Annotated in this window: 24 protein-coding genes; 15 read left to right on the forward strand and 9 right to left on the reverse strand. The window is 72.3% G+C overall.

Translation table 11 applies throughout. The features are described from left to right. Nucleotides 1-19 precede the first annotated feature (19 nt). The 4 genes from O7614_RS09705 to O7614_RS09720 all read right to left on the reverse strand — a co-directional run bounded on the left by O7614_RS09705 (nucleotide 20) and on the right by O7614_RS09720 (nucleotide 3158). Nucleotides 20-1114 carry a lytic polysaccharide monooxygenase gene (locus O7614_RS09705; RefSeq protein ID WP_278138131.1) on the reverse strand — a complete coding sequence of 365 codons (1095 nt, stop codon included), beginning with the start codon at nucleotides 1112-1114 and terminating at the stop codon, nucleotides 20-22. A 125-nt stretch (nucleotides 1115-1239) separates the two neighbouring features. Continuing rightward, nucleotides 1240-1713 (reverse strand): GNAT family N-acetyltransferase, encoded by a 474-nt coding sequence (locus tag O7614_RS09710; protein ID WP_278138132.1) that lies wholly within the window; start codon nucleotides 1711-1713, stop codon nucleotides 1240-1242. Between the two features lie 60 nt (nucleotides 1714-1773). Beyond that, on the reverse strand, nucleotides 1774-2718 hold the full coding sequence (locus tag O7614_RS09715) for a DMT family transporter (RefSeq protein WP_278138133.1): 945 nt from the start codon (nucleotides 2716-2718) through the stop codon (nucleotides 1774-1776). 179 nt (nucleotides 2719-2897) lie between these two features. Next, entirely contained in the window at nucleotides 2898-3158 is a 261-nt protein-coding gene (locus tag O7614_RS09720) for a Prokaryotic metallothionein (RefSeq protein WP_088990838.1), read from the reverse strand. A 154-nt stretch (nucleotides 3159-3312) separates the two neighbouring features. Between O7614_RS09720 and O7614_RS09725 the strand changes: the two genes are divergently transcribed. The 3 genes from O7614_RS09725 to O7614_RS09735 all read left to right on the forward strand — a co-directional run bounded on the left by O7614_RS09725 (nucleotide 3313) and on the right by O7614_RS09735 (nucleotide 5090). Then, complete coding sequence (locus tag O7614_RS09725; protein WP_278138134.1) at nucleotides 3313-3588, forward strand: isoamylase early set domain-containing protein; 276 nt, start codon at nucleotides 3313-3315, stop codon at nucleotides 3586-3588. Nucleotides 3589-3697: 109 nt separating this feature from the next. Next, nucleotides 3698-4444 carry a lytic polysaccharide monooxygenase gene (locus O7614_RS09730; RefSeq protein WP_278138135.1) on the forward strand — a complete coding sequence of 249 codons (747 nt, stop codon included), beginning with the start codon at nucleotides 3698-3700 and terminating at the stop codon, nucleotides 4442-4444. Between the two features lie 64 nt (nucleotides 4445-4508). Beyond that, entirely contained in the window at nucleotides 4509-5090 is a 582-nt protein-coding gene (locus O7614_RS09735) for a DUF305 domain-containing protein (RefSeq protein WP_278138136.1), read from the forward strand. 50 nt (nucleotides 5091-5140) lie between these two features. Here O7614_RS09735 and msrB read toward each other — a convergent pair whose 3' ends face one another. Further along, the gene (gene msrB / locus O7614_RS09740; RefSeq protein WP_278138137.1) at nucleotides 5141-5545 is read right to left on the reverse strand and encodes a peptide-methionine (R)-S-oxide reductase MsrB; all 405 of its coding nucleotides are present in this window, start codon (nucleotides 5543-5545) and stop codon (nucleotides 5141-5143) included. A 47-nt stretch (nucleotides 5546-5592) separates the two neighbouring features. On the opposite strand from msrB, the gene ligD reads away from it, so the two are divergent. After that, complete coding sequence (gene ligD, locus O7614_RS09745; protein ID WP_278138138.1) at nucleotides 5593-6630, forward strand: non-homologous end-joining DNA ligase; 1038 nt, start codon at nucleotides 5593-5595, stop codon at nucleotides 6628-6630. A gap of 66 nt (nucleotides 6631-6696) precedes the next feature. Here ligD and O7614_RS09750 read toward each other — a convergent pair whose 3' ends face one another. Further along, a complete protein-coding gene (locus O7614_RS09750; RefSeq protein WP_278138139.1) occupies nucleotides 6697-7005 on the reverse strand; it encodes a hypothetical protein in 309 nt (102 codons plus the stop codon). A gap of 88 nt (nucleotides 7006-7093) precedes the next feature. On the opposite strand from O7614_RS09750, the gene O7614_RS09755 reads away from it, so the two are divergent. Further along, nucleotides 7094-7282 carry a hypothetical protein gene (locus O7614_RS09755; protein WP_278138140.1) on the forward strand — a complete coding sequence of 63 codons (189 nt, stop codon included), beginning with the start codon at nucleotides 7094-7096 and terminating at the stop codon, nucleotides 7280-7282. Between the two features lie 257 nt (nucleotides 7283-7539). After that, nucleotides 7540-8790 carry an HNH endonuclease signature motif containing protein gene (locus O7614_RS09760; RefSeq protein ID WP_278138141.1) on the forward strand — a complete coding sequence of 417 codons (1251 nt, stop codon included), beginning with the start codon at nucleotides 7540-7542 and terminating at the stop codon, nucleotides 8788-8790. A gap of 245 nt (nucleotides 8791-9035) precedes the next feature. Here the strand turns inward: O7614_RS09760 and O7614_RS09765 are convergent, their stop codons facing one another. Further along, nucleotides 9036-9590 (reverse strand): hypothetical protein, encoded by a 555-nt coding sequence (locus O7614_RS09765; RefSeq protein ID WP_278138142.1) that lies wholly within the window; start codon nucleotides 9588-9590, stop codon nucleotides 9036-9038. 89 nt (nucleotides 9591-9679) lie between these two features. On the opposite strand from O7614_RS09765, the gene O7614_RS09770 reads away from it, so the two are divergent. From O7614_RS09770 to O7614_RS09810, 9 genes are all read left to right on the forward strand, one after another. Beyond that, nucleotides 9680-10309: a hypothetical protein gene (locus O7614_RS09770; protein WP_278138143.1), complete on the forward strand. Its 630-nt coding sequence runs from the start codon at nucleotides 9680-9682 to the stop codon at nucleotides 10307-10309. Beyond that, the gene (locus O7614_RS09775) at nucleotides 10306-10950 is read left to right on the forward strand and encodes a YdeI/OmpD-associated family protein (protein ID WP_278138144.1); all 645 of its coding nucleotides are present in this window, start codon (nucleotides 10306-10308) and stop codon (nucleotides 10948-10950) included. Before O7614_RS09770 ends, O7614_RS09775 begins: the two co-directional genes overlap by 4 nt. Nucleotides 10951-11002: 52 nt before the next feature. Beyond that, nucleotides 11003-11461 (forward strand): DUF2975 domain-containing protein, encoded by a 459-nt coding sequence (locus tag O7614_RS09780; RefSeq protein WP_278138145.1) that lies wholly within the window; start codon nucleotides 11003-11005, stop codon nucleotides 11459-11461. Next, nucleotides 11461-11676, forward strand: coding sequence for a helix-turn-helix transcriptional regulator (locus tag O7614_RS09785; protein WP_278138146.1), 216 nt, complete (start codon nucleotides 11461-11463; stop codon nucleotides 11674-11676). The genes O7614_RS09780 and O7614_RS09785 overlap by 1 nt, the downstream gene beginning before the upstream one ends. Continuing rightward, entirely contained in the window at nucleotides 11673-11837 is a 165-nt protein-coding gene (locus O7614_RS09790; RefSeq protein ID WP_278138147.1) for a hypothetical protein, read from the forward strand. Before O7614_RS09785 ends, O7614_RS09790 begins: the two co-directional genes overlap by 4 nt. 125 nt (nucleotides 11838-11962) lie before the next feature. Further along, nucleotides 11963-15145: an ABC transporter permease gene (locus O7614_RS09795; protein ID WP_278138148.1), complete on the forward strand. Its 3183-nt coding sequence runs from the start codon at nucleotides 11963-11965 to the stop codon at nucleotides 15143-15145. Next, complete coding sequence (locus O7614_RS09800; protein ID WP_278138149.1) at nucleotides 15142-17850, forward strand: ABC transporter permease; 2709 nt, start codon at nucleotides 15142-15144, stop codon at nucleotides 17848-17850. The genes O7614_RS09795 and O7614_RS09800 overlap by 4 nt, the downstream gene beginning before the upstream one ends. Before the next feature lies 1 nt (nucleotide 17851). Further along, a complete protein-coding gene (locus O7614_RS09805; protein WP_278138150.1) occupies nucleotides 17852-18847 on the forward strand; it encodes an ABC transporter ATP-binding protein in 996 nt (331 codons plus the stop codon). Nucleotides 18848-18858: 11 nt separating this feature from the next. Then, entirely contained in the window at nucleotides 18859-19584 is a 726-nt protein-coding gene (locus O7614_RS09810; RefSeq protein ID WP_278142204.1) for an ABC transporter ATP-binding protein, read from the forward strand. A gap of 404 nt (nucleotides 19585-19988) precedes the next feature. Here O7614_RS09810 and O7614_RS09815 read toward each other — a convergent pair whose 3' ends face one another. Continuing rightward, nucleotides 19989-20441 carry a GNAT family N-acetyltransferase gene (locus O7614_RS09815; protein ID WP_278138151.1) on the reverse strand — a complete coding sequence of 151 codons (453 nt, stop codon included), beginning with the start codon at nucleotides 20439-20441 and terminating at the stop codon, nucleotides 19989-19991. A gap of 22 nt (nucleotides 20442-20463) precedes the next feature. Then, on the reverse strand, nucleotides 20464-22035 hold the full coding sequence (locus O7614_RS09820) for an alpha/beta hydrolase (protein WP_278142205.1): 1572 nt from the start codon (nucleotides 22033-22035) through the stop codon (nucleotides 20464-20466). Between the last annotated feature and the right edge of the window lie 31 nt (nucleotides 22036-22066).

The following is a 22066-nucleotide window of genomic DNA, read 5'->3' on the forward strand; positions in this document are numbered from 1 at the left end:
GTGCGGCGCCGGCCGGGGATCAACTGGTCGTCGTGCAGGTGACCAGCGGAACCGGGTTGCTGCCGTTCCACGAGCCGAGGAACCCGAAGGTGGTGCTCGCTCCGGCGGCAAGACTGCCGTTGTGGTTGGCGTTACGTGCGGTGACGAGTGTGCCGCTGGTGCTGACTGTGGCGTTCCAGGACGAGGTGACCTGTTGGCCGTTGCCGTAGTTCCAGCTCACCGACCAGCCCCGGGTCGGTGAACCGCCCGCGGTCACCTTCACCTCACCCTGGAAGCCGCCGGACCACTGGCCGGTGACCTGGTAGGTGGCCGTGCACGCCCCGGCCGGCGGCGTCGTCGGGGGCGGGGTGGTGGGTGGGGGAGTCGTGGGCGGTGGGGTGGTCGGCGGCGGCGTCGTCGGGGGTGGGGTGCTCGTCCCGCCGAAGTCGACGTCGCTGCACACGTAGTACGACTGGTCGAAGTGGCTGGCCTGCCAGACGGTGTAGACGATGTGCCGCCCGGTGCGACCGGGCGCGCTGACCGGGATCTGGATCGAGACGCCGCCGGTGTCCTGGTCCCACTGCGAGGCCGGCGTGTTGCCGATCTGGCCGGCCAACTCCAGGTTGCCCCAGCCGAGCGGCTGGGTCGCCGCGTCGAAGCCCTGCTTGGTCACGTACACCCGGATGTAGTCGGCGCCGTGGCTCGCCTGGTCGAAGAAGCGGAGCCGGAAGTTGTTCGACACCGGCGTGGTCTTCCAGGCGCCGACGGTGTCCAGCGCGTTGTAGCGGGGGCTCTGGGTGCGCCCGCCGCTGCACAGCTGGCCGTCGGGGACGGCGCCCTGGTGGTTGCCCCCCACACCCTCGCGGAACAGGCCGTTCCAGTTCCACATGGCGGCCGGGTCGGCCTGCCAGGCCTGCCAGCACATCGGGTCCTCGGTGGCCATCCGGGGGTTCTGGAAGTCGCCACCCCAGCGCTGCCAGCAGCTGTAGTTGCGCGAGGCCGGGTCGACGACCGAGCCGTGCGCGGAGGCGGGCTGGGCCATGATCGTGGTCAGCGCGGTGGTCAACAGAAGCGCGGCGGCCGTCGCGACGGCGAGCAGCCGGAACACGCGCGGTGATCGGATGAGAGTGGACATGGAGCCCCCGGGGGGATGAGGTCGGACGACGACACCCGGACGGACGGGAGTTGCCCACTCCCGTGCCTACTCGCTGGCTCCTGCGATGGTTCTACCCGGCACCATGCCAGCTCGATCGTCAGGCGTCAATGGTCGACGTCGTTGGCGCGGGGCCGTGCGGCACGCCGCATCGGTGTGTGCGGGATGCCGTCCTCGACGTACTCCGGGCCGCTGACCGCGTAACCGTGCCGGGTGTAGAACCCGACCAGGTGCGACTGGGCGTCCAGCACGCTGGGCCGGTTTCCCACCACCTCCAGCGCCGCGGTCATCAGCCGGCCGGCGTGCCCCGCGCCGCGCGCCTCCGGCGCCACCACCACCCGACCGATCCGTGCGGTGCCGTCGGGGTCGGCCAGGATTCGCAGGTACGCCAGCGGCGCGCCGCCGTCGGTCAGCCAGAGATGGCGGGTGCCCGGCTCGACGTCGCGACCGTCGAGTTCCGGATACGCGCAGTTCTGCTCCACCACGAACACGTCGATGCGCAGCTTGAGCAGGTCGTGGAGGGTGCGGGCGTTCAGGTCGGCGAAGGAGGCCGTCCGGAGTTCGGTGGTCTGCTGGGGCACGCACCGATGGTAGGCCGCGCGGCCGGGCGGGGTCGTGCGCGTCCCGCCCGGCCGTCGGTCTCAGGGGCTGTCGGGGCGTGCGGGGGCGAGGTACGTCGCCGCCACGGCGGTGAGCAGCAGCACACCGCCGACGACCACCGGAAGCGGCAGCGGTTCGTGCAGCAGTGCCACCGCCAGCGCCGCGGCGGTGAGCGGTTCGAGCAGGGTCAGTACGGCGGCCACGCTCCCCGGGGTGGTGCGCAGCCCGGCGTAGAACAACGCGTACGCGACAGCTGTGGTGATCACGCCGAGGTGCAGCAGCAGTGCCACGGTGTCGAGGCGTACCGGCACGCCGATCCCGGCGACCAGGGCGAACGGCGCCAGGGTGAACGCGCCGACCACTGTGGAGATGGTGGTCAGCGTCATCGGCGCGGTGCGCTGCGACACCTGCCGGCTGATCAGGGTGGTCACCGCGTACCCGAGGCCGGAGCCGGCCGCCGCGAGCAGGCCGAGCAGCGGGGCGGGTGCCGCCGCGCTGGGGTCCGCCGTGGCGGTGGTGATCAGCACGAGACCGGTGACGGCCGCGGCCAGCGTGCCGAGTCGCAGCGGGCCGGGGATCCGGCGGGCGCGTACCGACTCCCAGGCCGCCGCGAGCACCGGGGCCAGGCCCAGGCTTACCACGGTGGCCACGCTGACGCCGGCCCACGCCACGGCGGCGAAGTAGAGCGCCTGGTAGAGGCCGAGGCCGACGCCGGTGAGCAGCAGCGGTACGGGTGCCGCGCGCAGGGCGGCCAGCGTCGTGCGGAGTCGACCGGCGGTGCAGGCCAGCAGGACGAGCGCGGCGATCGCGAGGCGGTGGAAGCCGATGCTCACCGGGCTGAGCCCGGTGCTGTCGCGCAGGAGTTGCACCGCCACACCGGTGGTGCCCCACAGCACCCCGGTGACGGTGATCTGGATCAGGCCGGTGCGGGACTGCTCGACGACCGGTGCCGAGGCGACCGGGCGTGCGGTGCGGGAGATTGACACGGATGCGCTCCGAAGGGTGAGCCGTTGACGGGGACGACGTCGACGGAGCGCGTACGGCGAGATGGCCGAGCGGGTCGGTCACCCGGTCGGCGAAGGGCGCGGCGCTCCGTTCAGGAGCGCGGCGGGGGGAGGACGCACAGCAGTGGCCGCATGGCGACGACCGTACCGCAGGATCGTGGTCAGGCCGGGCGTGCGCCGACGGCGTCGCGGATCTCGGCACCGACCTCGCCCTCGACGGCACGGGCGCAGTGGCCGCAGCAGAAGAAGCGGCCGTTGACCTCGACGCCGTGCCCGACGATCTTGATTTGGCAGTGTTCGCAGATCGGTGCCATCCGGTGGATCGCGCACTCGAACGAGTCGAAGGTGTGCACGTCGCCGCTGACGGTGCGCACCTCGAACGCCATCCAGTAGTCGTTGCCGCAGACCTCGCACGTCGCCACGAGAACCTCCCATATCAGGACATGTACCCACAGGTTGCTCTCGATCCGGTGAGCTGTGCGGCGAATTGTCGATGTTCGGGCCGGTGGGCGGCGTGTCGGCCCCGGCGTGTTGTCCGTTGTGCCAGGTGAACCGCCGCGACCCCCGGAGGATCACGTGATCAAGCGCAACAAGCTGTTCGGCAACCAGACCCGGGTGACCTTCTGCCTGCCCCGGAACGTACCGCCCGGCCCGGTGAGTGTCGTCGGCTGCTTCAACGGCTGGGAGCCGGGTCGGCACGAGTTGGTGGCCCGCCGCGACGGCACCCGGACGGTGACCGTGAAGTTGCCGCCGGGGGAGTACCGGTTCCGCTACCTCGCCACCGGTGGCGTCTGGCTGGACGACGAGTCGGCCGACCAGGTCGACGATCTGGGCAGCCTGCTCCGCCTCTGAGAAGAAAACTCGTCACCATCGATGCATTTATCGATGAGAGTCTTTACTGTTAACAATGTTTAAATTACGTTGAGGGGCACCCACCGGACCCGGAGAAGGAGCTGCCCCCATGCGTCGAAGAATCACTGTCCCGCTGGTGGCGGCGGGTGCTGTCGCCGCCACCCTCACCGTCGCCGCACCCGCGCAGGCGCACGGCTACGTGTCCGCCCCGCCGAGCCGGCAGGCGCTCTGCGCGCAGGGCCGGGTGCCCGACTGCGGGCAGATCAAGTACGAGCCGCAGAGCGTCGAAGGACCCAAGGGCCTGCGCAGCTGCAACGCCGGAATCTCACAGTTCGCCGTCCTCAACGACGACAGCCGGGGCTGGCCGGCCACCTCGGTCGGCAGCTCGCTGACCTTCACCTGGGTGAACACCGCCCGGCACGCCACCGCCAACTGGGAGTACTGGATCGGCAACACCCGCGTCGGCGTGGTCAACGGCAACGGCCAGCAGCCGGGCGCCACCGTCTCGCACACCGTCAACCTCGGTGGCTTCTCCGGCCGGCAGAAGATCCTCGCGGTCTGGAACATCTCCGACACGGCGAACGCCTTCTACTCCTGCATCGACGTCCAGATCGGCGGCGGAGGCTCGAACCCGAACCCGACACCGACTCCGACTCCCACCGCCACCCCACGGCCCACCCCGACCCCCACGCCGACCACTCCGCCCGCGCAGGGCGGCACCTGGGCGGCCGGCCGGGCGTACCAGGTCGGCGACCAGGTCACCTACGGCGGGGCCACCTACCGCTGCCGGCAGGCGCACACCGCCATCCCCGGCTGGGAACCGCCGAACGTCCCGGCGCTCTGGCAACAGGTCTGACCGCGCGGGTGCGACCGTCCGGGTCGCACCCGTGTCGCCGCCCCCGCGTGAACGGAGCACCGCCATGCCCCGTACCTCTCTGGTGTCAGTGCTCGCGGCCCTGCTGCTCACCAGCGGCTGCGCCGGGTCACCCGACCCGGGCGGGCCGCAACCGGCCCCCGCGCCCCCGGCCGGGTCCACGCTCGCCGTGGGTTCGGCCTCCGTGGGTGAGCTGAGCGGCATCGACGTGGTGTTCCTCAGCACGATGGTCGGGCACAGCGAACGCACCCTGCAGATCGTGCGGTTGGCCCGGGACCGGGTGCGCGACGACGCGCTGCGTACCCTGGCCGCCGCCATCGAGGCGACCGAGGCCGACGAGCTGGCCGCGATGCGGGGCTGGTTGCCCACGACCGGGCCGGGCGCCAGCGCCGCCGCACACCATCACGAGGGGCACGGCGACGACACGGCGCTCGACCGGCTGCGGACCGCGCCGGCCCCGGACGTCGACGGGGTGCTGCGCGAGGTGCTCGCCGAGCACCAGCGGTGGGCCGCCGACCTGGCCCGGGCCCAGGTCGGCGTCGGCCGCAACGAACAGGTGCGCGACCTGGCCCGGCGGATCGAACAGTCCCGCACCGCCGAGGTCGAGCTACTCAGGGGTACGCCCTGAGTAGCTCCTCGGCCCTCTGCTCTGCTCAGCTCAGCTCAGCTCAGCTCTGCTCAGCGAGGCTCGAGGCGGACCGAGATGGAGTTGACGCAGTGCCGGGTGTCCTTCGGGGTGAACCCCTCACCGTGGAAGACGTGCCCGAGGTGACTGTCGCAGCGGGCGCACCGGATCTCCGTACGCGCCATGCCGAGGCTGCGGTCCTCGATCTCCTTGACCCGGCCCGGAATGGCGTCGTCGAAGCTCGGCCAGCCGCAGTGCGAGTCGAACTTGGTGTCGCTGGAGAACAGCTCCAGACCGCAGGCGCGACAGTGGTAGACCCCCTGGGTCTTCGTGTCCACGTACTCGCCGGTCCAGGCCCGTTCGGTGCCGTGCTCCCGCAGGACGTGGAACTCCTCCGGGGTCAGTCGGACCCGCCACTCGTCCTCGGTGCGGGGCAGCTCGTTGTCGTCAAGACTCACCCCTCAACGGTACGTCGAACGTCGGGGGCGTGGCATATGGTCGCGAGATGGCGGGCACCAAGGCGGCGGTCACCGAGGTCGAGGTGGCCGGGCGCAGCGTACGGCTGAGCAGTCCGGATCGGGTGATCTTCCCCGACCGGGGGTTCACCAAGGCGGACGTCTTCCACTACTACCTCGCGGTCGGCGACGGCATCATGCGCGCCCTGCGGGAACGGCCCACCACGCTGCAACGCTTCCCCGAGGGCGTCGGGGGCGAGGCGTTCTTCCAGAAACGGGTGCCCACCCGGGGGGTGCCGCACTGGGTCACGACGGCGGAGATCACCTTCCCGAGCGGTCGGAACGCGGCGGAGCTGTGCCCGGCCGACCTGGCGCACGTGGCCTGGGCGGCGCAGATGGGCACCATCGTCTTCCACCCCTGGCCGGTGCGCGCCGCCGACGCCGACCGACCCGACGAGCTGCGCATCGACCTCGACCCGCAGCCCGGCACCGACTTCGCCGACGCGGCACGGGCCGCCGGTCAGGTCCGCGCGCTCCTCGACGAGCTGGGCGTCGCCGGTTGGCCGAAAACCTCAGGTGGTCGGGGCGTGCACGTCTACCTGCGCATCCAGCCCCGCTGGACGTTCACCGAGGTGCGCCGGGCCACCATCGCTCTCGCCCGGGAGGTGGAACGCCGCCACCCCGACCTGGTGACCACCGCCTGGTGGAAGGAGGAGCGCGGCAGCCGGGTCTTCGTCGACTTCAACCAGATGGCCCGGGACCGGACGATCGCCTGCGCGTACTCCCTGCGGGCCAACGCGCGGGCCACCGTCTCCACCCCGGTCACCTGGGACGAGCTGCCCGACGTCGACCCGGACGACTTCGACCTGCGCAGCGTCCCGGCCCGGCTCGCCGAGCGCGGCGACCCGCACGCCGGCATCGACGACGCGCCGTGGGACATCACCCCGCTGCTCGAATGGGCCGACCGCGACGCCGCCGCCGGTCAGGGCGACCTGCCGTACCCGCCGGACCACCCCAAGATGCCCGGCGAACCCAAGCGGGTGCAGCCCAGCCGCGCCAAGCGCACCCCCGACGGTCCCAGCGCCTGACCGGCCTGGTCTCGGCCAACTCGCCTGAGGGCCGTGGCTGGGCGGCCGTGGCTGGGCGGCCTTGGCTCAGACTGATGGCTGGGCCGTCCACGCCAGGAACCTATCGAACAGCTCCCGTGGGTCGGGTGCCGGCTCGGGGTTGAGCTTGAGCAGGTCGGCCGTCGCGTCGAACAGTTGGCTGGCCATGTAGATCGACAACGCCACCCGGTCGGCCCCGTACTCGACCCGCAGCAACATCCGCGCGCACGCGCACGGCCAGGTCGCCGCGCACACCCGGCACAGCCATGAAGGCCGGCGCGGCAGGTGCTGATGCACGGGGTGCAGTCCGGTCAGGGGTTGATGGTCGCGGCTGGGGGAGGCCTTCGGCGCGGTCATGCGCCAATCGTGACGCTCGCCATTGCTAATGTCAACAGACTACGTAGTTGTCGGAGTCTGCAGACGGTGCCGCTGTCATCGTCAAGGTGTGGACCTCGTGGGCGTGTCGGAGATTCGGGAGATGCTGGGCAACGTGTCCCGGCAGCGTGCGTCCGTGATCGCCAATCAGCGGAACTTCCCCGAACCGGTTGCCGTGCTGGCCATGGGCAAGGTCTGGCGGAAGTCGGACGTCGAAGCGTGGATTCGGGAGCACCGGCCGGAGTTGGCGGGGGGCTGACGACGTCTTCCAGTAGCGGACCGCTCGCTCTCCTCGAAGTGATGGGTGGCGACTCGCTCGGAGATGACATTCTCGGCGCGTCCGGGCCCTTCACCGGGCTGCGCGTCGAGGACCTGCGCCGAGTCGTCGACGTCAACCTCGTCGGATCAGGAAGCGTCGGCCGGAGCCCACGACTGGCTGGCCGATCAGCGATTCGTGCGGCGGGTGCCGCCACGCGGCGACCGAAAGTTGTCGTACACCTGTCCTAGAATTTGTCTGTGATCGATGAGTTGGTCCGGGCGGAGAGTGCGGTCGCGAGCTGCGCCGACGCGGCTGCCTGGGCTCTCTCCGAGCACGATCTGATCGCGGCGCTCGACGCTACGCACCGGTTGCAGCAGCGGCTGGCGGCGGTGCAGTTGGCGGTCGTGCGTGAGCTGGACGGGCGGGGCGCCGCGGTCGCGCAGGGGGCGTCGTCGACGACGGTGTGGCTGCGTCATCGTCTGCGGCTCGACGTCGCCGCCGCGCGTCGGCTGGTCAGTCTCGCGGCCTCGGTCGACGTCGCTCCACCCGCGGTGCGGGAGGCGTTGGCGGGCGGGGCGGTCAGCGTGAAGCAGGCTCGCGTCATCGCCGACACGGCCGCCACAGTGTCGGCGTCGGCGGGCGTCGAGGTGGCCGACAAGGCGGTCGGTGTGCTGGTGGAGTGGGCGGCGCAGTTCGACCCCGGCCTGCTACGCCGGATGAGTGCCCGGATTCTCGACCATGTCGCTCCCGACCTCGCTGACGCCGCCGCTGCGGCGGCGCTGGCCGCCGAGGCCGCCCGGGCGACCCGCGACCGGCACGTCACCATCTCCGAACATGACGGCGGGCGGCTCCGGCTCAGCGGCATCCTCGACGCGGAGGCTGCCGCGTTGCTGCGCGCCGCCATCGACCCGCTGAGCGCACCCGTCGGCCCCGACGACAACCGCTGCGCCGGCCAACGACGTCACGACGCCCTCGCCGACGTGTGCCGACTCGCCCTGCGCACCGGTGAGCTGCCCGAGAGCGGTGGCGATCCGGCCCAGATCGTCGTCACCACCGGCTACGACGGGCTGACGCGGCAGCTCTCCGCCGGCGCGCTCGACATCGGCCTTCAGCTCGCCCCCGACGCCGTGCGCCGGCTCGCCTGCGACGCCGCCATCCTGCCCGCCGTGCTCGGCGGCGCGGGGCAGGTTCTCGACGTGGGTCGGCAACGGCGGCTCGTCACCGGTGCGCTGCGCCGGGCTCTCGTGCTGCGCGACGGCGGTTGCGCGTTCCCGGGCTGCGACCGTCCACCGCGCTGGTGCGCCGCGCACCACATCCGGCACTGGGCCGACGGCGGCACCACCAACCTCGACAACGCCGTGCTGCTCTGCAGTCATCATCACCGGCACGTCCACCAGGCCGACTGGGTCGTCCGGCTCGGCGACGACGGCCATCCGGAGTTCGTGCCGCCGGCCTGGCTCGACCCAGAGCAACTACCGCGCCGCAACCACTACCACCGACGAACGTAGGCCGACCGGCCACCGCTCCGCTCACCTGCTGTTCGGGCGGGCTGCGGCGTGACACCTGCCGTGAGCCGCAAGGCAGACCATCCACAGCAGGCCACTCGGCTTGCGCCGGGTCGTCCACGGCCGACCACCCTGCGACCTTCGCGGGTGCCGGCACGCCGGGGCGCTGTGGACGCCGGGTCGCTGTGGACGCCGGGGCGCTGTGTACAACGGGGCGCTGTGAACGCCGGGTCGCTGTGGACGCCCGGTCACTGCGTCAGCAGGCGGTAGGCGATCGCGCCCGAGAAGAGCGCGAACAGTGCGAGCGCCATCGACCAGTCGGGGAAACGGCTGCGAGTGTGCGGCGGACCGTCGGCGGTCTGCCGCTCGGCGGTGACCGTGCCGAGACGGTCGACCAGCTTTTGACCTCTCGGTCCTCGGGTGCTCAGCAGCGAGTCGGACAGAGCCCAGGCCCGGACTCGCACCCCGGAGGCCAGGGAGATGCGGACCGAGAGCAGATCGCAGTCGATCGCCGTCACGTCGCGGTAGGCGATGCGGTCGACGCTCAGTGGGTTCGCCACCTCGAAGTGGTCGCGCCGGGCGGTCAGCCGCATCCGGAAACCCATCCGGAAGCAGAGCCAGCCCAGGACCGCGAAGAAGGCCGCCGCACCGAAATCGAACGGCAGCCCGGCCAGGCTCGGCCCGGACATCTCCTTCGGCAGGGCCACCACCAGGCACAGCAGGAGTACGCGTCCGGTCCAGCGATCGGTGTTGTCGGAGAAGACCAGGTCCCTGCCTCTTCGCCCGATCGGGTCGCCGGTCATGCGCAGGTTCCTCCCGTCGCCGTTGTGGCCTCTCTGGTGCGCTCTCCCGACCAGGCCACTGTGGATCATCTCGTACTAGTCTCTGCCGCATGGCCTTGCGACCGGACGAGTTCTACGACCAGGCTCTCGCCGCCGCGGACGGCGAGCACCGGCTTCCGTTGGCGCGCATGACGGGGTGGGACATCAGCCCGTTCGATCAAGACGGACTTCGAGTGTCGCCGATGCGGCCGCCGGTGCTCCCGGAGCCGGCCCGGCACGGCGAGGACCCGTCGGACTGCGGTGCTTGCCGCGACCGGGACGAGGGGATCTGGTTCAACGAGCGCTGGCGGCTAATCCGGATCAAGGGCGTGGGCGTCCCGCTGGTGCTCATGCTGTTGCCGCGTGAGCACCACGACATGGAGGATCTGCCCGACGAACTGGCCGCCGAACTGGGGTTGTTGAGCACCAGGATCGCGCGCCACGTGCAGGCGCTGCCGCACATCTCGCGGGCCCACGTCTACCGCTTCGGGGATGGCGGCGCCCACCTGCACATCTGGTTCTTCGCCCGGCCCGAGGGGCAGGCCCAGTTGTTCGGGTCGTGGCTGGTCGTCTGGGACGACCTGCTGCCGGAGTACCCGGCGGACGTGGCCGACGCTGACGCCGACGTCGTGGCGGACGCGCTGGTCGAGTCCCACGGTGGTCACCGAGTGTCGGACCCGGGGGATAGCCTCCGGGCATGACGAGCGCCGAGCTGGCTGAGTTGGTCGTGGCGGATGCCGACGCGTTGCGCACCTGGTTGTCGGCCAACCACACGTCGTCGCCCGGGGTCTGGCTCGCCCTGACCAAGAAGGGCGGCACGGTCACGACCCTGACCTGGCAGCAGGCGGTCGACGAGGCCCTGTGCTTCGGCTGGATCGACGGGCAGGCCCGCAAACGGGACGAGGAGTCCTCGTGGATCCGGTTCACTCCGCGCCGGCCGCGTAGTGCCTGGTCGCAACGCAACGTGGCGAACGTGGCCCGGCTGGAGGAGCAGGGGCGGATGGCGCCGGCCGGGCGTGCCGTGGTGGAGGCGGCGAAGGCGGACGGTCGGTGGGCGGCGGCCTACGCCCCTCCGTCGGAGGCCGAGGTGCCGGCCGACCTCCTCGCCGCCATCGCCGCCGAGCCCGCCGCGCAGGCCATGCTCGACGTGCTCACCAAGGCCAACCGGTTCGCCCTCATCCACCGCCTCAACGCGGTGAAACGGGTGGAGACCCGCGAGCGGAAGATCGTCGAGTTCGTTGCCATGCTGGCCCGGCACGAGACGTTCTACCCGCAGAAGGCGAGACCGTTGCCGGCGGGTGAGGTCGTCGCATCCAGAAGCGGTAAGGAGCGGACCGATTGACTTTCGATAGGTAGCGAGCGAAACTCGATGCATGGTTACGGAGCATCGAGCGGTGGCCGCTCTCAGAGTCTTTCTCGTGGTGCTGTTCGGGGTCCTGGTCGTGTTCCAGACCCTCTCGCTGCCCGGTCAGTTCGCGTACATGGCCGAGCAGTCGCCGCAGGACGCTCACCTGCGTTGGCCGGCGACCGCCGTGACGGTGTTCTGGGTGTTGTGCGTCCAGGTGGTCATCGTCGCGACGTGGCAGTTGCTCAGCCTGGTCAAGAACGACCGCATCTTCACCGAGGCGTCCCTCAAGTGGGTGGACGCCATCGTCTGGGCCATCGCCGCCGCCTGGGTGGTCCTCGTCGGGGTCTTCCTGTGGGTCGGGTTCAACGCGGACGACCCGGGAGTGCCCCTCCTGCTGTTCCTCCTGACGGTGGGCGTCACCGTGCTGGGGCTGCTCATGGTGGTGATGCGTGCGCTGCTGCGGCAGGCCACCACGCTGCGCAGCGACATGGAAGCGGTGATCTGATGCCCATCGTCGTCCGCATCGACGTCGAGTTGGCCAAGCGCAAGATGAGCGTCGGCGAGTTCGCCGAGCGCGTCGGGCTCACGCCGGCCAACGTGGCGGTGCTCAAGAACGGTCGCGCCAAGGCCGTCCGTTTCAGCACCCTGGAGGCGATGTGCCGGGTGCTCGGCTGCCAGCCCGGAGACCTGCTCGAGTGGGTCGAGGAGGAGACGCCGTGAGGTACCTCCTGACCGTCGTTGCCGTTCTCGTGATGGCGCTCGGTGTCGCCGGCATCGTGCACGGGGAGGCCGACGATTCGCCGGGCCTCCAGCTTCTGGGCGTCGTACTCGTGCTCGGTGCGGTGGTGTTCGGCATCCGCAACGTTCGCGGCGGCGGCTGACCGCTCACCTTCAGGCCGGCTGAGCTGACTCCTCGTAATAACGATCATGTAACGGGCGCGAACCTTTCCCGGGGGATGGCCTGTCTTGATGGTCGTCGGCCCGCCAGGGCCAGGGGAGGCGTCGGATGAAGCTGGTGTGGAGGCGGGCCCGCGAGGCGCGAGGGTTGCTGGTTGCCGCGGTGATCGCCGCCCTCGTCGCCGTCGCGTTGGTCACCGGGCTGTCCGACTACAACCGCCGGGCGGTGGACGCCGGGCAACGAGCCCTGGTCGCCGCCTCGCCGGCGGAGGAGCGCGGACTCCTGGTCAGTGGCTCCGGTGGACGTGACGCGGCCGAGTTCGCCAGCCGGGACAAGGCGGTCCGTGCGGAGTTCGTCGACGGGCTCGCCGGTGCCCCGGTCACCGTCGCCGCCGCCCGGTACGGCACCGGCCGGGAGCTGACCGGCGACCTCGGGCAGGTTCCCCGGCCGGACGACGAGCCGGTCTTCGCGAACCTGGCCACGCTCGAGGACCTCGCCGGCCACGCGGAGTTGACCGCCGGAGCCTGGCCCCGCCCCGGCGCGAACCCCGTCGAGGTGAGCCTGCCGGAGCGGGTCGCCGGAGCGCTGGGCCTCACCGTCGGCGAACGCGTCCCGGTGCGCGACCGCGCCACCGAGCGACGCGGCGAGCTGGTGCTCGCCGGCACCTGGCGGCCACGCGACCCGACCGACGCGTACTGGCTGCTGGCCCCGGGGGTGGGAGCGGGCAGCGCCGGTTCCGCCACCTCGTACGGGCCGTTCACGCTCGACCCGGCCGACTTCGCGGCCACCTTCCCGGGCTCGGTGTCGGCGTCCTGGCTGGCCCAACCGGATCTCGGCGGCGTCGACACCGCCGACCTGCCCGCCGTGCGGAAAGCCCTCACCGAGGCGGTCTCGGCCGTGCCCGAGGCCGCTCAGCTGGGCAGCTCCGGGCAGGCGGTGACCAAGATGGAGGTGCTGCTGGACCGGATCGCCCGCGCGGACCTGGTGGGTCGTTCCTCGCTGGCCACGCCACTGTTGCTGATCCTGGTGCTCGGCGGGTACGCGCTGGTGCTGGTCGCCGCGCTCCTGCACGAGGACCGCCGGCCGCAGACCGCGCTGCTGCGTGCCCGCGGCGCCGCCCGCCGGCAGTTGGCCGGCCTGGCGGCCCGGGAGGCGACCCTGGTGGTCGCCCCGGCCGCCGTGCTCGGTCCGCTGATCGCCGGCGAGGCGCTGCGGTTCATCCGACCCGGCGGGTCGGCGTCCCTCTCCACCGCCGGTGGCAACACCACCCTGGTCTGGGCAGCGGCGGCGGCCACCGCGGCCGGCTGCCTCGTCGCCATGGTCCTCCCGACGCTGCGTGGCGCCGGCACGTACGTGGCCGACATGGCGGCCCGATCCCGGCCGAACCGGTCGGCGAGCGTCCAACGCGCCAGCGTCGACCTGGTGCTCGTGGCGCTCGCCGTGCTCGCCTGGGTGCAGCTCCGTCGGTACGCCTCGCCGCTGGCCGGCTCGGGCGGCCAGCTCGGGCTCGACCCGCTGCTGGTCGCCGCCCCGACGCTCGGCGTGCTGGCCGGTGCGGTGCTGGCGCTGCGGGTGCTCCCGCCGCTCACCCGGTTCGCGGAGCGGTTCGTCGACCGACGTCCGTGGACGGCCACCATTCTCGGCATGTGGCAGGCCGGCCGGCGTCCGCACGCCGGTCCGGTGCTGCTGCTCGCCCTGGCCGTCGGAGGCAGCACCCTGGCCTGGTCCCTGATCAGCACCGGGGAGCGGTCCCAGGTCGAGCAAGCCGGGTACACGGTCGGCGCCGACATCCGGGTCACCGAACGGGCCGGCGTCGCCCCGCCCAACCGGGCCGGTCAGCTCGCCGCGCTGCCGGGCGTGGACCGGGTGCTGCCGGCGTGGCGGGACGAGGTGCGGGTCGGACGGCAGGACCTGCCGGTGACCGTGATCGGTGTCGACCCGGCCAGTGCCCCCGGTGTCGTCCGCCTCGCCGACCGCCTCGCCGACGGGTCGGCCGCGGAGCAGTACCAGCGGATGGTCGGAGCGCGTGGAGGCACTGGGGGCGTCGAGCTACCCGAGGGCACCCGCACGATCACCGGCACCGTCCGTACGCCGGTGGGAACGCCCGACGAACCGCACCGGATCTCGGTGGCGCTGCTGGTCACCAGCGCCGAGGGTCTCGCGTTCCGGCTGCCGGCGGCGGACGCCCCGAGCGACGGGCGGGCTACCCGATTCACGGTCCAGTTGCCGGACGTGGGCGGGGCGCGACTTCGGCTGACCGGGTTCGAAGCCGACGGCGAGCATGCGGCCGGCGATTCGTACGGGCTGCGGGTGAGCGACCTGACTCTGGTCGACGCGGCCGGCAAGGCTCGCCCGGCCGAGGTCACGGGTGCGTGGGCGGCGACCTGGGCCGGCGGACCCCGGCTAGCGGTGAAGGTCACCGGCAGCGGCTTCGTCACCGATCGCCCGGTGAAACGGCAGCCCGGCTGGGAGCGCAGCGACCAGGAGGAGACCCGGTTCGTGGTGGTACCGGCCACGCAGACGACCGTCCCGGTGCTGATGACCCCCCAGGTACGCGAGGCGCTGAGCCTGCGCGTCGGCGACACCGTCGATCTCACGCTCTCCGGGGCGACGTTGCCGGTGCACCTGGTCGGTGAGCTGAGCGCCGTGCCGACCACCACTGCGGCCGGCGTGCTGCTGGACCTGCCCGCAGCGGTCGACGCGCTGATCCGTGCCGGCGGGACGCTGCGACCCGTGCCCGAGTGGTGGGTCGGCGCCGCCGACGCGACCGCTGCCGCCCAGGCAGCCGGCGAGTTGCCCGGCGTCACAGTGCTCAACCGGGAAGCGGTGTACGAGGCGGCCGCCGACGACCCGTACTGGCAGGGCTCGCGTACCGGGATGCTCGCCGCCGCGCTCGGCGCGGTGCTGCTCGCCCTCGTCGGCCTGATGGTGGACGTGTGGGCCACCGCCCGGCGGCGGCTCGGCGAGTTCGCGGTGCTGCACACCCTCGGCGCGACGCCCCGGCTGATGGCCCGGGCGCTACTGGCCGAACAGACCTTCCTCGCCGGCATCGGCGTGGGGGTCGGGCTGCTCCTCGGTGCCGCGGTCGGCGCGACCATGGCCCCACTGGTCATCCTCACCCCGGCCGCCGGCCGACCGATCCCTGCGGCGACGTTCGCGTTGCCCTGGGTCCCGATCGGTCTGACCGCGGTCGGTCTGCTGCTGGCGGCGCTCGCCTTCAGCGCGTTCATCGCCACCGGCATCCGTCAGCGGGTGGCGGCGGTGCAGCTGCGAATCGGGGGAGAACGATGAGCGTCGGCGCGGCCGTCCGGCGGGTCCGGACGTACGGGGGGCAGTTCCTGCTCCTGGCGGTGCTGACCCTGGTGGTCACGCTGCTGATCAGTGGAGTGCCCCGGCTGGTCAACCGGCTCGCCGAACAGGGCCTGCGAGCGCAACTCAACAGCGAGCCGGCCGCCCGCCGGGACCTCTCGTACACCACCGACACCAAGTCCACGACGTTCCGGAACACGGCCACGGGTGACGCGGTCGAACGGTTCGACGCGTTGGCCACCGACATGCCGCCGCAGGTGCGTTCGGCGGTGACCGAACGGTGGTACACCGTCGAGACTCCGCCGACCCGCGTGGTCGGGCCGGACCTCGCGGCCCGCAACCTGATGGTCGACCTGGGCCTGCGGGTCGTACCCGACGTGCAGAACGCGAGCACCCTCGTCGAGGGCGCGTGGCCGAGCGAGACGTATGTCCCGGATCGGCCGATCGAGGTGGCGCTCGACGTCGACGTGGCCCGCAAGCTCAACCTGCGGGCCGGCAGTCAACTACGGATCGGCAGCGCCGACGACAAGGGCCGCCTGAGCAACGTCGCCCCGCTCATGGTTTCCGGGCTGTTCCGGCCGGTCGACCGCGCCAACGGCATCTGGGACGGACTGCCCCAACTGCTGCAGATCATCGAACCGGCGGGGGACGGCCAGCCGTTCACCATCGTCGGCGTCGTCGCCCCGTCGCCGCTGAACAAGCGGGCCGTCGCCGGCTGGCCGGTCCAGTCCACCTGGCGGTACCGCCTCGACGCCGACAGCATCGACGCACACCACCTCAACGAGATGATCGATGGCCTGCAGGAACTGCAACGCCGCAAGCCGTCGAACCTCGCGCTGACGGTGGGCATCGACGTCCCGTTGCGCGCGTTCGCCGACCAGATCAACGCCGCCCGGACCCTGCTCGCGGTGATCGCGGCCGGCGTACTGGCAACGCTGGCGGGGCTCATCGTGCTCGCCGCCAGCCTCGCCACCCGACGACGCCGCTCCGAGTTCGTGCTGCTGCGCGCCCGTGGTGGAGCGGCCACCGCCGGCGCCCGGCGCAGCCTCGCCGAATCGGTGCTGGTGGTGCCCGTCGCCGCCGTGCTCGGCTGGTGGCTGGGCACCCTGTTCCCGGGGGAACCGGACCCCATTACGCCGTACGTCATCGGGGCGACCGTGCTGGTCACGCTCGCCCTGCCGCTGGCGACCCTGGCCGTACCGACCGGCGGGTCGGCCCGGCGGGACCTGATCCGGGTACGCCCGTCGGCCCGTCGGCTCACCGTCGAGGTTTCCCTGCTGCTGCTGGCCGCGCTCGCCGCGGTGCTGCTGCGCCGACGTGGCCTGACTCTCGGCGAGGTGGACCCGCTGTTGGTATCGGTGCCGGTGCTGCTCGCAATCGCTGCGGCGGTGCTCGCGCTGCGCGCGTACCCCTGGCCGTTGTTGCTGGTCAGCCGGCTTGCCGCGCGGACCAGGGGCAGCGTCGCCTTCCTCGGCACCGCGCGGGCCGGGCGCGCGGCGGTCGCTGCCCCGCTGGTCGTCGTGGTGCTGGCTATCGGGACCGCCGCGTTCTGCGCGGTCGTGGCCGCCGGAGTCGACGCGAGCCGGGACCGGGCCGCCGAGCGGATCGTGCCGGCCGACGCGGTGATCCGCGGCGAGCGCTTCGCCCCGGACACGATCGACGAGCTGGGTCGCCTGCCCGGGGTTCGGGCCGTCACCCGGGTCGTCCACCAGGAGGACGAGCGGCTGGCGTCCGACGAGGTCGGCACCGACGCGCGGCTCGCCCAGACGGACGTGCTGCTGGTCGACGGTTCGGGACTGGACACTGTGGCCCGCGAATCCCAGGTGGACCTGCCGGTGCCGGACGCGGTGCGCACGGCGCGGCCCGGCCCGGGGCCGCCGCCCGCGATCGTTTCACCGGCGGTCGCCGCCGACCTGGCCAAGGCCGGGCTGGGCGATTCCGCCTTCATCTCGGTGCAGGGCCAACGGTACGAGTTCCGGGTGGCCGGCACCGAGGACGATTTTCCGCTGGTGTCGGAGAACGCCGATCGCTTCGTGATCCTGCCCTGGCAGGCGCTCCCGGCGCGGACCACCACACCCGCGCCGTCCAGCCTGCTGATCGCCGGCGACTCGCTGGACGCGGAGGCGCTGCGCCGGGCCGGCGACCAGGGACAGGAGCGCTATCAGCGCAACGGGGCCTTCAGCGGTCGGGAACGGCTGATCGGGGTGACCGTCGACACCCGGGCGGACGTCCGTCGGAAGCTCGGTGACGGCGGCGCGAACGGGGTGCTGGCGTTCGGGTTCGTGGCCGGTGCCGTCGGCGGCAGCGTGCTCGGGCTGCTCGCCATCGCGTTCACAGTGCTCGCCGGGGCGCGCGCCCGGGGCCAGGTGCTGTCCCGGCTGCGTACCCTCGGCCTGTCCCGCCGACAGTGGCGAGGGCTGCTGCTGGTCGAGTTGACCCCGCTGGTCGCGGTGTCGGTGCTGACCGGTGCGCTGGTCGGTGCGGCGCTGCCCCTGTTGCTCAACCCGGTGCTCGGCCTGTCCGCGTTCACCAGTGGTGTGCCGGTCCAGGTGGCCTTCGAGCCCAGCCTGGTCGCCGCGGTGCTCGCGCTCGGGGCGGTCGCCCTCGGCTTCGCGGTCGCCGTCGAGGCCCTGAACAACCGCCGGTTGCGCCTCGGTGAGGTGCTTCGGCTCGGAGAGGAGAGCTGAGATGACCGCTACCGCCCAGACTCCACTGGTGCCGGACCTGGCCGCCCTGCAGCAGCGGGCCGCACAACGCGCCGCCGACCGCGCCGGCGGGCAGGACCGCCTGCGCGGGCACATCGTCTGCGACGGCCTGGTGCGCATCTTCAAGACCGAGGGCGTGGAGGTGGTCGCCCTGCAGGGGCTCGACCTGGTCATCGACCGGGGTGAGCTGGTGGCGATCGTCGGTGCGTCCGGCTCCGGCAAGTCGACCCTGCTCAACATCCTCTCCGGTCTGGACACGCCGACCGCCGGCATCGCCCGGGTGGCCGACTACGACCTGCTCTCGCTGTCCGCCAAGCGGCGGTTGAGCTACCGGCGGGAGCTGGTCGGGTTCGTCTGGCAGCAGACCGGTCGCAACCTGCTGCCGTACCTCAACGCGCGGGAGAACGTCGAACTGCCGATGGATCTGGCCGGCAAACTCGGCCGGAAGGCCCGCCGGCAACGGGCCCGGGAACTGCTCGACATGGTCGGCGTCGGCTACTGCGCCGACCGGCGGCCAGGGCAGCTCAGCGGCGGCGAACAGCAGCGGGTCGCGGTCGCGGTGGCCGTGGCCAACGACCCGGAGGTGCTCTTCGCCGACGAGCCGACCGGCGAGCTGGACGAGGCGACCGGCGCCGACGTCTTCGCGGCGCTGCGCACCATCAACGCCGAGCTGGGCGTGACCATCGTGGTCGTCACCCACGACCACGCCGTGGCCACGCAGGTCCGCCGGACCGTCGCGATCCGCGACGGCCGGACCGCCTCCGAGGTACGCCGGACCGCTCGGATCGGCGCGGACGGCAACACCGAGCTGGTCAGCGAGGAGTACGCGGTGCTGGACCGCAACGGCCGGATGCAGCTACCGGCGGCGTTCGTCGACGCGCTCTCGCTGAAGGAACGGGTCCGGCTCGACCTGGAGCCCGACCATGTGCAGGTACGGCCCGGTGACCGGGCCACGGACGAGCGGGGACCACGGGCATGAGCCGTCGGGACATGGTGGTGACCGGCGCGGCCGGTTTCGGTGGTGTGCCCACGGAGCACCCGGGTGAGGTGGTCCGGGTCAGTGGGGTGAGCCGGACGTTCGGCCGGGGCGAGCACGCCGTGCACGCGGTGCGGGATGTCTCGTTCACGGCCAACCGTGGCGAGCTGGTCGCCGTCCGGGGCCGGTCCGGGGCCGGCAAGACCACCCTGCTGAACATGGTCGGCGGGCTGGACCGACCGGACAGCGGTCAGGTGGTGGTGGCCGGGCACGACGTCACCTCGGCCGGCGAGGCGGAGCTGTTGCGGCTGCGCCGAGGCACCGTCGGGTTCGTGTTCCAGACCTTCGGGCTGGTGCCGATCCTCTCCGCCGCCGAGAACGTGGGCGTACCGCTGCGGCTGGCGCAGCTGCCGGCGGCCGAGCGGGAGGAGCGGGTCGCGGTGTTGCTGGAGCTGGTCGGCCTGGGCGGGCACGCGGCGCAACGCCCGTACGAGCTGTCCGGTGGGCAGCAGCAGCGGGTCGCGGTGGCCCGCGCGTTGGCCAACGAGCCCGACCTGCTCATCGCCGACGAGCCCACCGGCCAGCTCGACTCGGAGACCGGCCGGTCCATCATGGACCTGCTGCGCGCGGTGGTGCACGCCCGTGGCATGACGGCGTTGGTCGCCACGCACGACCCGGCCCTGATCGACCTCGCCGACCGGGTCCTTGTCCTGCGCGACGGCCGCCTGGTCGACGGCTGACCGCTCGCTGGCTTCCCTGGCTCCGCTGGTCCTCTGGTCCGCTGGTCCGCTGGCTTCGCTGGTCCGCCGGCTGCGCTGGTCCGCTGGCTCCGCTGGTCCGCTGGCTCCGCTGGTCCGCTGGCTTCGCTGGCTCCGCTGGCGGTCTGGCGGGTCGCGGTGGTCGTCCCTGCTCGCTTTCGAGCTGATGTCGTAAACGAATCACCGCATCCGATTCGTTTACGACATCAGCTCCATAGCGTCTGCGAAGCGGTGGGTGAGCTGCTCGCGCAGCGCGCCGCCCCACGGGCGAGGCGGTACGGCACACGCGGCGGCGCGGCCGGCCGATCCTCACCGGCGGCACCGGGTCAGAGGGCGTCGGGCCAGGGGGCGCCGGGTCAGAGGGCGTCGGGCCAGGGGGCGCCGGGTCAGAGGGCGAGTTTCATGCCCTCGTGGCTGGCCACGAAGCCGAGCCCCAGGTAGAAGCGGTGCGCGTCCGCACGGGTCTTGTCGGTGGTGAGCTGCACCAGGGCGCAGCCGCGCTGCCGGGCCTGGTCGATCGCCCAGGTCATCAGGTCCCGGCCCAGTCCCTGGCCGCGACGATCGGAGCGGACCCGGACCGACTCGATCAGCGACCGCTCGCTGCCGTGCCGACCTAGGCCGGGGATGTAGGTGATCTGCAGGCAGCCGACCAGTTCGCCGGCCTGCTCGGCCACGATGAGCTGGTTGCGCGGGTCCGCGTCGATGTCCGTGAACGCCCTCTCGTAGGCCTCGTCGACCTCGGTGAAGTCGCGGGCCTTGCCAAGGACGTCGTCGGCGAGCAGGGCGATGACGGAGGGCAGGTCGGCCCGGACGGCCTCCCGGTAGGTCACGTCGCTCATGCCGGTCAGCCTCGCACACCGGTCAGCGGGCCGGGCAGCGCAGCCCCTCCCGGGGGACGGTCAGGTCGAGCAGGTACGCGTCGACAGCATCGGTGATGCAGGAGGTCTGCGGGTATGCGGTGTGCCCCTCGCCCTCCCAGGTGAGCACCCGGCCGACGCCCAGCATCGACGCGAGGCGCGGGGTCTGCTCGTAGGGCGTCGCCGGGTCGCCGGTGGTGCCGACCACCACGATCGGCGGTGCGCCGTTCGCCTTCCCGGTCGGGTACGGGTCGCGCCCGCCCGGCCACTCGACGCAGCTCAGCATGCCCACCGCGAGCGCCGGCCCGAACAGCGGATATTTTCCACGCCATTCGGACTGCAACTGCCGGATCTGCGCCCGGCTCGGCTTCTCCGTCTCGTCGGCGCAGTTGATGGCCAGGTTGGCGTCGAACAGGTTCGAGTAGTGGCCGTCGTCCTCCCGGCCGGCGTACGAGTCGGCGAGCCGGAACACGTCCTTCGGGTCGCCCTCGCCCAGCCGGTCGATCGCCTGAGCCAGCTCCTGCCAACCGGACTCGGTGTAGAGCGAGGAGATGACCGCGTAGAACACCCACCCGGCGGTGGCCTCCCGGCCGTCGGCGCCGCGTACCGGAGAGACCCTTGCCTTGTCGATGGCCGAGGTCACCGCGGCGCGGGCGTCCGGCGCGATCGGGCAGCGGCCGGCGTTCGCCGCGCACCAGTTGGTGAAGTTGGTGAAGGCTCGTTCGAAACCGCGGGCCTGGCTCTCCGAGCCCTCCACCAGCCGCTGCTGGGGGTCGACCGCGCCGTCGAGCACCAGCGCCCGGACCCGCTGCGGGTAGAGCTGGGCGTACGTGGCGCCGAGCAGGGTGCCGTACGAGTAACCGAGGTAGGTGAGCTTTTCGTCGCCCACGGCGGCACGCACCGCGTCCATGTCGCGGGCGGCCTGCTCGGTGCCGTACAGCGGCAACTGGTCGCCGTACCGGTCGCCGCAGCCGCGCCCGATCCGCTGGCTCAAACCGACGAAGTCGTCGAACGCCGACTGGCTCGTCGGGTCCGGGTCGAAGCCGAAGCTGGCGTCCAGGTCTGCGTCGGAGATGCACTTGACCGGGCTGGACCGGGAAACTCCGCGCGGGTCGAAGCCGACGATGTCGAAACGTTCGGTGATCGAGGGGGGCAGCCCGCCGAACTGGGTGCCGAAGGACAGGTAGACGGCGGTGTCGACGCCGGAACCGCCCGGGCCGCCGGGGTTGACCACCAACGAGCCGACCCGGTCGCGTTGCTTCGTGGACCGGGCCCGCAGCAGGGCGATCTCGAAGGTCTGCCCGGCACCCGGCCCGGCCGTCGCCCCACCGCCGGTGCCCCAGTCGCGCGGTACCGCGATCCGGGTGCACTCGTAGCGCATGTCCGGAGCACCACGCCCGACCAGCTCCTCGGGCACCTCCGGGCAGGGCCGCCAGGTCGGTGCGCTGCCGGTCGGCGCGGCTTCGCCCTGCACCTCGGTGCGCGGCGCGAACGCCGGCAGAGTGCAGCCGGCGGTGAGCAGCGCGGCAACGACGAAGGCGGCGAGGGTGCGCCGGCCCCGGCGACTGGACGCCATCCGAGAGCGGTCGGCGGTGCGGGTCACGTGA

The organism is Micromonospora sp. WMMD961 (genome assembly GCF_029626145.1).
Taxonomy (GTDB): domain Bacteria; phylum Actinomycetota; class Actinomycetes; order Mycobacteriales; family Micromonosporaceae; genus Micromonospora.

What these genes read in the sequence shown, in the direction of transcription:
- O7614_RS09705 (WP_278138131.1), bottom strand. Translation starts at nt 1,114, where the DNA reads ATGTCCACTCTCATCCGATCACCGCGCGTGTTCCGGCTGCTCGCCGTC.
- O7614_RS09730 (WP_278138135.1), top strand. Translation starts at nt 3,698, where the DNA reads ATGCGTCGAAGAATCACTGTCCCGCTGGTGGCGGCGGGTGCTGTCGCC.
- O7614_RS09735 (WP_278138136.1), top strand. Translation starts at nt 4,509, where the DNA reads ATGCCCCGTACCTCTCTGGTGTCAGTGCTCGCGGCCCTGCTGCTCACC.
- ligD (WP_278138138.1), top strand. Translation starts at nt 5,593, where the DNA reads ATGGCGGGCACCAAGGCGGCGGTCACCGAGGTCGAGGTGGCCGGGCGC.
- O7614_RS09750 (WP_278138139.1), bottom strand. Translation starts at nt 7,005, where the DNA reads ATGACCGCGCCGAAGGCCTCCCCCAGCCGCGACCATCAACCCCTGACC.
- O7614_RS09765 (WP_278138142.1), bottom strand. Translation starts at nt 9,590, where the DNA reads ATGACCGGCGACCCGATCGGGCGAAGAGGCAGGGACCTGGTCTTCTCC.
- O7614_RS09770 (WP_278138143.1), top strand. Translation starts at nt 9,680, where the DNA reads ATGGCCTTGCGACCGGACGAGTTCTACGACCAGGCTCTCGCCGCCGCG.
- O7614_RS09775 (WP_278138144.1), top strand. Translation starts at nt 10,306, where the DNA reads ATGACGAGCGCCGAGCTGGCTGAGTTGGTCGTGGCGGATGCCGACGCG.
- O7614_RS09785 (WP_278138146.1), top strand. Translation starts at nt 11,461, where the DNA reads ATGCCCATCGTCGTCCGCATCGACGTCGAGTTGGCCAAGCGCAAGATG.
- O7614_RS09795 (WP_278138148.1), top strand. Translation starts at nt 11,963, where the DNA reads ATGAAGCTGGTGTGGAGGCGGGCCCGCGAGGCGCGAGGGTTGCTGGTT.
- O7614_RS09800 (WP_278138149.1), top strand. Translation starts at nt 15,142, where the DNA reads ATGAGCGTCGGCGCGGCCGTCCGGCGGGTCCGGACGTACGGGGGGCAG.
- O7614_RS09805 (WP_278138150.1), top strand. Translation starts at nt 17,852, where the DNA reads ATGACCGCTACCGCCCAGACTCCACTGGTGCCGGACCTGGCCGCCCTG.
- O7614_RS09810 (WP_278142204.1), top strand. Translation starts at nt 18,859, where the DNA reads ATGGTGGTGACCGGCGCGGCCGGTTTCGGTGGTGTGCCCACGGAGCAC.
- O7614_RS09815 (WP_278138151.1), bottom strand. Translation starts at nt 20,441, where the DNA reads ATGAGCGACGTGACCTACCGGGAGGCCGTCCGGGCCGACCTGCCCTCC.
- O7614_RS09820 (WP_278142205.1), bottom strand. Translation starts at nt 22,035, where the DNA reads ATGGCGTCCAGTCGCCGGGGCCGGCGCACCCTCGCCGCCTTCGTCGTT.